This window comes from Frigoribacterium sp. PvP054 (genome assembly GCF_040547465.1).
Lineage (GTDB): Bacteria > Actinomycetota > Actinomycetes > Actinomycetales > Microbacteriaceae > Frigoribacterium.
Map to the genome: position 1 here is coordinate 64,290 of NZ_JBEPPU010000011.1, position 11,577 is coordinate 75,866.

The 11,577-nt window shown below is 72.8% G+C and carries 7 protein-coding genes; 3 read left to right on the plus strand and 4 right to left on the minus strand.

Translation table 11 applies throughout. From position 1 onward, the window contains the following. Positions 1–124: 124 nt before the first annotated feature. From acs to ABID81_RS13215, 3 genes are all read left to right on the plus strand, one after another. The gene (gene acs / locus ABID81_RS13205; protein WP_354595249.1) at positions 125–2,185 is read left to right on the plus strand and encodes an acetate--CoA ligase; all 2,061 of its coding nucleotides are present in this window, start codon (positions 125–127) and stop codon (positions 2,183–2,185) included. Positions 2,186–2,281: 96 nt separating this feature from the next. After that, the gene (locus ABID81_RS13210) at positions 2,282–4,153 is read left to right on the plus strand and encodes a polysaccharide biosynthesis protein (protein ID WP_354595250.1); all 1,872 of its coding nucleotides are present in this window, start codon (positions 2,282–2,284) and stop codon (positions 4,151–4,153) included. Between the two features lie 137 nt (positions 4,154–4,290). After that, positions 4,291–5,784: a tyrosine-protein kinase domain-containing protein gene (locus ABID81_RS13215; RefSeq protein WP_354595251.1), complete on the plus strand. Its 1,494-nt coding sequence runs from the start codon at positions 4,291–4,293 to the stop codon at positions 5,782–5,784. Between the two features lie 554 nt (positions 5,785–6,338). Here the strand turns inward: ABID81_RS13215 and ABID81_RS13220 are convergent. From ABID81_RS13220 to ABID81_RS13235, 4 genes are all read right to left on the minus strand, one after another. Beyond that, on the minus strand, positions 6,339–7,676 hold the full coding sequence (locus tag ABID81_RS13220; RefSeq protein WP_354595252.1) for an O-antigen ligase family protein: 1,338 nt from the start codon (positions 7,674–7,676) through the stop codon (positions 6,339–6,341). Beyond that, complete coding sequence (locus ABID81_RS13225) at positions 7,669–8,904, minus strand: polysaccharide biosynthesis C-terminal domain-containing protein (RefSeq protein WP_354595253.1); 1,236 nt, start codon at positions 8,902–8,904, stop codon at positions 7,669–7,671. The genes ABID81_RS13220 and ABID81_RS13225 overlap by 8 nt, the downstream gene beginning before the upstream one ends. Before the next feature lie 91 nt (positions 8,905–8,995). Further along, complete coding sequence (locus ABID81_RS13230) at positions 8,996–10,174, minus strand: DegT/DnrJ/EryC1/StrS family aminotransferase (RefSeq protein ID WP_354595254.1); 1,179 nt, start codon at positions 10,172–10,174, stop codon at positions 8,996–8,998. Positions 10,175–10,272: 98 nt separating this feature from the next. Continuing rightward, positions 10,273–11,556, minus strand: coding sequence for a glycosyltransferase family 4 protein (locus ABID81_RS13235; RefSeq protein ID WP_354595255.1), 1,284 nt, complete (start codon positions 11,554–11,556; stop codon positions 10,273–10,275). Between the last annotated feature and the right edge of the window lie 21 nt (positions 11,557–11,577).

The window sequence follows — 11,577 nt, forward strand, 5'->3', positions numbered from 1 at the left end:
TGGACGAGGTCGCGGCCTGTGGGCGGGGTGACACGTCTCCTCCCCAGCCGTCGAGCGGGCCCCTCGTTACGCAGGGTTGCCCCGGCACCCGTCGCCGGGCGACGACACCCGTAACGTGGGCGGCATGGCCACCAGCGACACCATCTCGAACCTGCTCGACGAGCGACGGACGTTCTCCGCGCCTCCGTCGCTCGCGCGCGACGCGAACGTCACCGCCGACGAGCACGCCCGGGCCGCCGCCGACCCGGTCGCCTTCTGGGCCGAGGCCTCGCAGCGACTCGACTGGCACACCCCCTGGACGGTCGCCCACACGTGGAAACCCGTCACCGAGGGGCCCGACGGCGAACTCACGGTGCCCGAGGCGACCTGGTTCGCCGACGGCACGCTCAACGTCGCGGTGAACTGCGTCGACCGCCACGTCGAGGCCGGCCGGGGCGACAAGGTCGCCCTGCACGTCGAGGGCGAGCCCGGCGACCGGCGCGACATCACCTACGCCCAGCTGCAGCGCGAGGTCGTCAAGGCGGCGAACGGTCTGCGCTCCCTGGGCGTCGGTCAGGGCGACCGAGTGGTCGTCTACCTGCCCGTCATCGCCGAGACCGTCGTCGTCACGCTCGCCATCGCCCGCCTCGGCGCCATCCACTCGCTGGTCTTCGGGGGCTTCTCGGGCGAGGCGCTGAAGTTCCGGGTCGAAGACACGCGCGCCAAGCTGCTGGTCACGACCGACGGGCAGTTCCGCCGCGGGACGGCCGTGCCGGTCAAGGCGAACGCCGACCACGCGGTCTCGGGCGAGAACGAGATCGAGCACGTGCTCGTCGTGCGGCGCACCGGCGACCAGACGCCCGACGTGCCGTGGACGCCCGGCCGCGACCTGTGGTGGCACGACGTCGTCGACCCGCAGCCCGACACCGACGAGCCCGAGCACTTCGGGGCCGAGACGCCCCTGTTCATCATGTACACGAGCGGCACCACGGGCCGACCGAAGGGGCTCGTGCACACGAGCGGTGGCTACCTCACCCAGGCGAACTGGACGCACTGGGCCGTCTTCGACGCCAAGCCCGACGACGTCCACTGGTGCACGGCCGACCTGGCGTGGGTCACCGCCCACACCTACGAGATCTACGGGCCGCTGTCGAACGGGCTGACCCAGGTCATCTACGAGGGCACCCCCGACACCCCGCACCCCGCCCGTCACCTCGAGATCATCGAGCGCTACGGCGTGACGACCTACTACACGGCGCCCACGCTGGTGCGCACGCTCTCGTCGTGGTTCCCCGAGGGGCTGCCCGACACCCACGACCTGTCGTCGCTGCGCCTGCTCGGCACCGTCGGCGAGGCGATCAACCCCGAGGCCTGGGTGTGGTTCCGCGAGCAGTTCGGCCGCGGCGAGTGCCCGATCGTCGACACCTGGTGGCAGTCCGAGACCGGGGCCGCCGTCATGGCTCCGCTGCCCGGCGCCGACACCCTGAAGCCCGGCTCGTCCCTGCGCGCCCTGCCCGGACTGTCGACCGCCGTGGTCGACGACGCGGGCGAGCGGGTGCCGAACGGCAGCGGCGGCTACCTCGTCGTGCAGCAGACCGGCCCGGCCCTCGCCCGCACGGTCTGGGGCGACCCCGAGCGCTACCGCGACAGCTACTGGGCGACCTACTGGCGGCAGGGCTGGTTCTTCTCGGGCGACGGCGCGAAGTACGACGCCGACGGCGACATCTGGGTGCTGGGCCGCGTCGACGACGTCATCAACGTGTCGGGGCACCGGCTCTCGACCATCGAGATCGAGTCGTCCCTCGTCGCGCACCCGGCCGTCGCCGAGGCGGCCGTGGTCGGCGTCGCCGACGACCGGACGGGTCAGGCGATCGCCGCGTTCGTGGTCCCCGCCACCCGGCCCGCAGGAGGCGCGGTGCGAGACGCCGGCGACGCCGCCGAGCCGTCGGTGTGGGCTCCGCTCTCGGGGTCGCTCTCCCCCACCCTGCGAGCACACGTCGCCGACCAGATCGGCCCGATCGCCAAGCCCGCGACCGTGCTCGTCGTGCCCGACCTGCCCAAGACCCGCTCGGGCAAGATCATGCGCCGCCTGCTGGTCGACATCGTCGACGGTCGCCCGCTCGGCGACACGACGAGCCTGCAGGACGAGACGGTCCCCGGTCGGGTCGCAGCCGTCCGCGAGGCGGTGGACCTCTCGTCGAGGTGATGACGGCGCAAGGGTGACATGTGGTTCTTGTCACTTGAAGTACAAAATGTTAGTCTCTTGGTAGCGTCCACTCCTTCCAGCTGCCACGAGGTGACCATGCCCGAACCCGTCCCTACCCCGTCCCCGCTTCCCGACACGCCCGACGGGGGGTCGAGCGGCACCGCGACGGTGGCCGCCGCGGGGTCCCCCCGGGCCGGCGGTCGGGGCCGGTCGGCCACCCGCCTCCTGTTGCCCGCAGCCGACGCGGCCGCCTGGTTCGTGGCCGTGCTCGCCACGGCCGGGCTCCTCGAGATCGCCACCGCCGAGACCTGGGCCTCGGTCGTCTCCGGCGCAGCGACCGCCGCCCTCCTCCAGGTGGCCGTGGGCGGACTGGCCGGCGTGTACCGCTCGTCCTTCCCGTCCGGCAGCCTGCCCGAGGCTCGTCGCCTGGTCGCCGGTGCGCTCGTCGTCGGGGCGCTGGGCAGCCTCGTCCCGCTGACGGCGCCCGGTGTCCTCCGCGGCGCCGCCTCCTGGCCCACGGCCCTGACCGTCGTCGCGTTCCCGGTCGCCGCACTCGCCATGGCCGCGATCCGCAACCTGCTCCGCTGCCGGGCCGAGCGCCGCCTGCGCCCCGGCGACGACGCCGCCCCGACGATCGTGTACGGGGCGGGCGCCCTCGGCCAGCACCTCGTCCGGCAGATGCTCAGCGACCCCGACAGCCCCTACCGCCCGGTCGCCCTCCTCGACGACGACCCCGCTCGACGAAGCACCCGGCTGGCCGGGCTCCGGGTCGTCGGCGGGCGGGACGCCCTCGCGGGCGCCCTCCGCCGGTTCGGGGCCGCGACCGTCGTGCTCGCCGTCCCCCGGGCCGACGCGACGTTCATCCGTGACGCCACCGCGCGAGCCGAACGCCTCGGTGCCCGCGTCCTGGTCGCTCCGTCGGTCGACGAGATGCTGCGCGGATCGCGACCCGGCGACCTCCGAGACGTCTCGCCCGAAGAGCTCGTCGGCCGACGAGCCGTCGACACCGACGTCGAGGCCGTCGCCGACTACGTGCGGGGTCGCCGCGTGCTCGTCACCGGCGCCGGGGGCTCGATCGGCAGCGAGCTCTGCCGCCAGTTGTCACGCTTCGCACCCGCAGAGCTCGTCATGCTCGATCGCGACGAGACGGCCCTCCAGTCGGTCCAGGTGACCCTGAGCGGCCACGGCCTGCTCGACTCCCGCGAGGTGGTGCTCGCCGACATCCGCGACGCCGCGGCGCTCACCGCGGTCTTCCGCGCACGCCGGCCCGAGGTCGTCTTCCACGCGGCGGCCCTGAAGCACCTGCCCCTGCTCGAGCAGTACCCCGCCGAGGCCTGGCAGACGAACGTCATGGGCACCCTGAACGTGCTCGAGGCCGCCCAGGCGGTCGACGTGCAGACCTTCGTCAACATCTCGACCGACAAGGCGGCCAACCCCACGAGCGTCCTCGGTCGGTCGAAACGCCTCGCCGAGAGGCTCACGGCCGGCGTCGCCCGGTCCACCGGCCGGCGGTACCTGTCGGTCCGCTTCGGCAACGTGCTCGGCAGCCGGGGCAGCATGGTCCCGCTGTTCCGCGACCTGATCGAGCAGGGCCGACCCGTGACGGTCACCCACCCCGACGCGACCCGGTACTTCATGACGATCCCCGAGGCGTGCCACCTGGTGATCCAAGCCGGGGCGATCGGGGCCCCGGGCGAGGCGCTCATCCTCGACATGGGCGAGCCGGTCAAGATCCTCGACATCGCCGACCGTCTCATCGCCCTGTCAGGCCGCCACGTCGACGTGGTCTTCACCGGGCTCCGACCCGGCGAGAAGCTGCACGAAGAACTCAACGGCACCGACGAGGTCGACTCCCGTCCCGTCCATCCGTCGATCTCGCACGCCTCGGTTCCCGCGCTCGACGCCTGTCAACTCGACGTGCGCTCACTCACGAGCGATCCCCCGATCGCCCGCCTCGACACGGTCTGAGACCGGTCGCCCGGCACGGGCCGTCACTCCCAACCCCTCAACGTGAGGCTTGTGCAACATTTCATGTTTCTGTATTTTAGTGGTCACGTGGGTTGACCATCCCGGCACGCCCCGACCCGAACGGAAGAACTTCGACCATGACCCTCACCGACCACCTTCGACTGCTGCGACGTGCCTGGTGGCTCGTCGTCGCCGCCGCGGCCCTCGGGGCGATCCTCGCCGTCGTCGTGACGGCGAACACCCCCCGGCTGTTCGCCTCGAGCACCCAGTTGTTCGTCTCGGTCAGCGGCACGACGACCAACACCGCCATGGACGTGGGGCAGGGCAGCACCGCCGCCCAGCAGAAGGCCAAGAGCTACGCCGAGGTGGTGAAGACGTCCCGCGTCCTCGAACCGGTCGTCCGCGAGCTCCACCTGCCCTACAGCACGTCCCAGCTGGCCGACGCGGTGACGGTGACGACCGGGACGAACAGCGCCACGCTCACCATCTCGGTCCGCGACACCGAGGCCTCCCGCGCGGCAGCGACGGCCGATGCCATCGGCACGAGCCTTCGAAAATTCGTCACGACCCGTCTCGACGCTGCGGCCGACGGGCAGACGAGCCTCGTCGCCGTCGACGTGCTCGAACCCGCGTCGCTCTCGCACGCCCCCGTCTCACCGCGGACCACGGTCGACCTCGGCCTCGGCCTCGTGGGCGGAGGCCTCGTGGGCTATCTCACGGCCCTGGCCCGGTTGCTCCTCGACACGAAGGTGCGTGATCGGCACAGCATCGCCGAGGTCGTCGATCGACCCGTGCTCGGAGCGGTCCTGCACGACGCCGACGCGCCCAAGCGACCCCTGACGGTGCACCTCGATCCGCGAGGTCCTCGCGCGGAGGCCTACCGGACCTTGAGGACGAACATCCAGTTCGTCAACGTCGGCCAGGCAGCCCGCGTCATCGGCGTGACGTCGGCCCTGCCCGGCGAGGGCAAGACGACGACCACGGCCAACCTCGCCATCGCCTTCGCCGAGACCGGCGCCCGGGTCGCGGTGATCGACGCCGACCTGCGCCGGCCGCGACTGGCATCGACGCTCGGACTCGAAGGGGCAGCCGGCCTCTCGGACGTCCTGATCGGCCGCGCCGACCTCGACGACGTGACCCAACCCTGGGGCGGGATCGGCCTCGACGTCGTCCCGGCAGGCCAGATCCCGCCGAACGCCAGCGAACTGCTGGGATCGGTTCGCATGCGGGCACTGCTCGACGAGCTGCGCGACCGCTACGACTACGTCCTGCTCGACGCACCCCCCGTCCTGCCGGTGACCGACGCGGCCGTCCTGAGCCGCCTCACGGACGGCACCCTCGTCGCCGCCGCCTCGGGCCGCACGCTGAAGGCACGACTCGGCGACGCGGTCGACACCCTCGACCAGATCGGCTCGCGAGTGATCGGAGTCGTCCTCACGATGCAGCCTCGGAGCACGTCGGGGGCCTACGACGAGACCTACGCCTACCCTGCCGAGCCCGCACCCGGCACCCGCACGAGTTCCGGACGCCGAGCCGTGCGCGCATCCGCGCGCTCGGCCGGGCGAGCAGCCGGGCGCCGTTCGGGTCACGCCGGCCCCTCGCCGCGACGCGCAGCCCCCTCCCGCATCTGACGGCCGCGCGCGGTCGTGACCCGCGATCACCCCGTGCACGACCCGACCGGGCGCACCCGAGAGACCCCCACCGACCACGTCGGCGGGGGTCTTTCGGGTGCGCCCGGTCCACGACACCGGACACAGGGCACCGGACACAGGGCACAAGGCACAAGGCACAAGGCACAAGGCACAAGGCACAAGGCACAAGGGCAGAGGACAGAGGACAGAGGGCAGAGCTGATCGCGGATGCACCACGACGCGGTGTCACCGCGGGTGCGGATGCCGATGAACGAGTCGGGGGCGAAGGCGGGTTCGTCGTGCGGAGCCTCCCCGCGACCTCGTGGACACCGGCCACCTCGATGCACTCGAACCCGGTGACGGTGACGGTGACGGTGACGGTGACGGTGACGGTGACCCGAGCCTGCAGGACCACCTGCACCGCGGGTGCCCGCGACCGCTCGTCGGCCGCCGTCTCGGCGCGGCCTCGGCCTCGGCCTCCGACCCGTCGAGGTCGTGCCGGGCGGCTGGCTCGCCGACGGCCAGCTCTCCCGTTCAGCGATCCTCGGACGAGATCACGACGGGTGCGGGCCGGACACGGTGTCGGCCGGTCGGGCCCGGCGCACGACGGACTCGCCGGCGTCGACGGCGGGCTCGGCCCCGACCACGAGGCGGGCGTGCGGAAGCCCGCGGGAGGCACGCGAGGGCAGGGTGGGCCCCACCCCCAGACCGAGCGTCAGGAGGGCGAAGAACCAGATCAGTCGCGAATCGTAGAGGTCACCCGAGAAGAGGGCGCTGACGAAGACGAGCAGGGCGGCGAGGGCCGTGCAGAGCACACCCGGTTCGAGGCGGTCGAGCCGGCGGAGCCCGACGACGATCCGGGAGAGGACGACGAGAAGCAACACCAGGGCCACGGCTCCGCCCGTGCTCGCGGTCTCGATGACGAGGTTGTGGGTGTGCGACAGTCCCACCGTCTCGCGGAGGAGCAACTGGACCCCGCCCAGGCCGACCCCGGCGACGGGGTGCTGCGCGAAGATCTCGAGCCCGATCGCCGACACGACGTCGCGACCACTGCTGTAGCCCTGTTCGACGGTCTGTTCGACCAGCCTCTTCTCGATCAACGGCCCGAGCCTCGGCCCGAAGAGCACCCCGACGGGGACGCACGCGAGCCCGAGCGTGACGAGCACCTGGCCGGTTCGGTTCGGGCCGATGCGACGCATGACGGGCACGACGCCGACCACGGCGATGACCAACCCGGCGAGCATGCCTCCGCGAGAGCCCGACAGCAGGGCCCCGACGACGAACGGGGGCAGTCCGAGCAGCAGCCACAGACTGCGGCTGCGCAAGTAGGCGTAGAGCACGCCGACGGCACCGAGTCCCATGACGCGGACGAACACGTTGGGCCCACCACCGAAGGCCGAGTAGCGGCCTTGGACGCCCGGGCCTGCCCCGACGGCCGCGGCGAGGTAGACGGCGGCGATGACGACGACGGCGCCCCACAGCCAGCGCAGGTCGGCCACCGCGAGGTGCGTGGTCACGATGGCGGTCATCACCACGAAGGCGGCCAGGAACGACAGGTCGAGCAGGGGAGGCGCGAGCTCGGCGCCCCACGGCGCCCAGACCGCCGAGAGGGCGAGCCAGGCGAAGAGCACCACCAGGGCGGTCGCGAGGCCGCGTGCCGCCGGGGCGTACCGCACCGGCGGCCGTCCGGCCAGGGGCACCAGCGACAGCCCGGCCGCGACGGTCGCGAGCACCCGCACGTCGAGCGAGGGAAACCCGGGGACGAGACCCCCGAGGCCGAACCGACCGGCGACGAGGCCGACGAACAGGACGACCAGGGCGAGACGCGCCGGGTTGCCGGCCCGCGCCTCCTGCCTCCCGGAGCGTCGGCGGGTGGGGACGACGTCAGGCACGACCGGCCCACCGATCGGTCACGACGGGCACCAGCCCGCAGAGCACCAGGCAGACGCCGTAGCCGACGGCCGACGCCCAGGCCGCGCCCTGCGCGCCGGAACCCGGGATGAGCACCACACAGAGCACGACGGTGACGACGGCTCCGACCGTCTCGATCACGGACACCCCCGCATGACGACCGTGCGCCACGAGGACGCCCTGCCAGATGCGGCTGAGCGAGTAGGCGAACGACGCCACGGTGAGCGCGGGCACCAGCGCGAGGGAGGACCGGTAGGCCTCGCTCAGCAGGGTGACGACCACGAGGACGCCGACGCCACCGGCCGAGACGGACAGGACGGCGGCCACCGCCGCCAGGGCCACGACCGGACCTCGCGCCACCCGGCCCGTCACCTCGACCTGGCGGCGCCACACCCCGAGCCTGGAGTCGACCCAGTTCTGCACCGGCCACGACGCCGCCTCGACGACGGACGCGATGGTGACGTAGGCGCCGAGCGCGGCGGTCCCCGCGAGCACGGGCAGCAGGAGGCGGTCGGCACGCAGCAGGGCTGTGTTGCCGAACGAGGCCGGCAGCAGGGCGAGGCCCGACCGCCGGACCTCGGCGAGCGGACCGACGTCGAGCCGGCCGGCGTCGCCTTCGGCACGACGGGAGGACCGCACGGCGTGACAGACCACGACGACGAAGGGCGCGGTCGACAGGGCGTACGACCCCAGCCACACGACCGGGCTGTCGACGCCGACCAGCACGAAGGCCAGGGCACACGTCACCAGCCCGACCTGCGACACGAGCGTCGCCGCCCAGTAGGCCCGAGCCCTCGCACCGGTGATGAAGGCCGTGCGGACGAGTCGGGCGAGCAGGTTGCCCGCGACGAACACGCTCGTCACCACCCCCACGACGACGAGCTCACGGTGCCCGAGGCAGGCCGCGACACCACCGCCGATCATCGGCAGGGCGGCGACGACGACCCCGGGGCGGGTCAGCCAGGCCAGTTCGCGCAGGGGCTGCCGGGTGGCCCCCTGCCGCATCGACACGAAGGGCCGCTCGACGCCGAGCACGGCAGCCGTCGTGGCGAAGTAGCCGATCTGCACCCAGAGCGCCAGGGCTCCGCGTCCCGAGGGCACGAGCGATGCCGAGGCCGCCAGATTGGTCGCGAACGCGGCGGCGACGGCGACCAGCTGGGTGGCCTGCAAGGTCAGCACGGAGGCGAAGGGAGCGACCACGGAGGCCACGCGGCGGGGCAGCCTGGTCGTCGCCCCTCCGCCGACGATCGGGAGGCGCGCTCGGGGAGGTCGCGCACCGTCGTCCACCAGCCGCCCGGCCTCACGCACGGCCGTCGACCTCGTCGAGCGCTCTCGTCAGCACGTCCAGCACGCGCGCCCGGTCGTCCGCGCCGAGTCCGGAGCCACTGGGCAGGGTGAGCCCACGGGCGAACAGGTCGTCGGCGGAACCGGTGACGGTGCGACCGAGGTCGGCGAACACCGGCTGACGATGCAAGGGCTTCCACAGCGGCCGGGTCTCGATCGCGGCCTCGGCGAGGCGGTCGGTCACGATGCGCACCGCGGCGGGGTCGGCGAAGAGCAACGAGCTGAGCCAACAGTTGTCGTCGCGATCGTCGGCGCCCTGGAAGACCGCCACGGAATCGCGACCGGCGGTGAGGCGTCGGTAGTCGTCGCGGATCTCACGACGTCTCGCCATCATGTCGTCGAGGCGGGCGAGCTGGGCCCGGCCCAGGGCGGCGAGCACGTTGCTCAAGCGGTAGTTGAAGCCGATCTCGGTGTGTTCGTAGTGCCGTACGGGCTGCCGGGCCTGGCTCGCGACGCGGCGGGCCGTCGTCGCGAGTCGTTCGTCGTCGGTGACGAGCATGCCACCGCCCGAGGTGGTCATGATCTTGTTCCCGTTGAACGAGATCGCGGCGGCCGCGCCGAAGGACCCGGCCGCACGGCCGTCGAGCCGGGCCCCGAGCGACTCCGCGCTGTCGCACAGCACGGGCACGCCGTACCGGTCGGCGACCTCGCCGATGCGGCGCAGGTCGGCGACCTTGCCGTAGATGTCGACGGGCAGCACGGCCGAGACGCGTCGCCCCGCGGCGGCCAGCTGCGCGAGGGATTCCTCCAGCAGTTCGGGGCAGAGGTTGCCCGTGGCAGGGCAGCAGTCGACGAACCAGGGCTCGGCCCCCGTGTAGGTGACGGCGTTGGCGGTGGCGGCGAAGGTGAACGTCGAGGTCACCACCACGGTGCCCTGGCCCACCCCGATGCCGAGCAGCCCCAGGTGCAGGGCGGCGGTGCCCGACGAGAGGGCCACCCCGTGCGCGCGGCCGGTCCGGGCGGCGATCTGCGCCTCGAAGGCGTCGACCTCGGGGCCGAGGGGCGCCACCCAGCCCGACCGGAGGGCACGGGCCACGGCGGCGTTCTCGGCCTCGCCGATGTCGGGTGCCGAGAGGGGGACGGAGACCGGGCGGAGGCACGCGGGGGCGGGCGCGTGACGGACGTCGACGGGCATGGCAGACCTCTCGATGGGGTCGAGCACCCGGTCGGGTCGAGCCGGGTGCGCTCCTGGCCTGAGACCGGAGCAGCAGGTGATATTCTACGTAGTCAATCTCAGTTTCGCAAGGCTTGGAGGCGACTGCCACGGGACGCCCGGGCCTCCATGCCGTCTCGTTCGACGATGTCGCAGAACTTCTCGGACAGCAGCTCGAGCGAGTGGCGCTCGGCCGCCAGGCGACCAGCGGCGACCGAGGCCCTGGCGACGGCGTCGGCGTCGTCGACGAAGGCCGCCAGCTCGCGGGCGGCGCGTGCCGGGTCCCGCGCGATGCGGATGCCCGCCCCCGTCTCGGCGAGCGCGTCGGCCTGCCACCCGCCGTGGTTCACGACCACCGGCCTGTGGGCGGCGAGCGCGTCGAAGTACTTGTTGGCACTGTTGCTCTCGAGGGCCGGCACGTCCACGAAGCTGCTGAGCGCCACGGTGGCCGCCGCCAGCACGTCGGGCAGGTCGGCCTTCGCGACGGGGTCGAGCACGACGAGCTCGTCGTCCAGCACGCCGAGCTCGGCGGCACGGGCACGCACCCGGGCCTTCTCGGCTCCTGAGCCGAGAAGGACGATGCAGAGGTCACTGCCCAGCTCGCGCAGGTGACGGGCGACCTCGACGAGGTGGACCAGGCCGTTGGCGCGACCGAACGTGCCCGAGTACACGGCGAGACGACGCCCCCGGAGGCGCGGGTGGCGCGACAGGAACGCCTCGGCGTCGGCGCGAGACGGGTCGAAGCGCTCGAGGTCGCTGATGTTCGTCACGATCTCGGTGCGCTCGCGTGGATGACCGGTCGCGACGACCGAGTCGGCCATGCCGGGGGACAGTGCGACGACCGTCGACGACGCGAGGTAGGCGAGGCGTTCGAGGGTGCGTGCGGCGAAGCGCTGCACCGGGTTGCGCAACGAACCGAGGGCGATCGGGACCTCCGGCCACACGTCCCGCACCTCGAACACCATCGGGGTCCGGCGGCCGATCGTCGCCCCGATGCCCGGGAGCGCGATCGTCAGCGGGGTGCTCGTCGCGACGACGACGTCGCCGCCGAGACCGCGCGCACGCCCCACGGCCCGCAGGGCGAACGAGCAGAAGGCGGCCATGCGCCGCAGGTCACCCATGCCGTTGTCGTACGGGACGGGCAGGCGGTGCACGGTGATCCCGTCGACGACCTCGGTCGCGAACCGCCCACGATCGGCCCGGGGACTCGCGCCGGGGTCCACGCACGAGGCCGTCGGAGGCGTCGCCGTGACGACGTGCACGTCGTGCCCCCTGGCCGTCAGCGCACGGGCGAACTGGTAGGACCGGATGCCGCCGCTCTGGTCGGGGGTGAGGAAGTACTGGTGCAGGTAGACGATGCGCACGGAGGCCTCTCGGGTCGACGC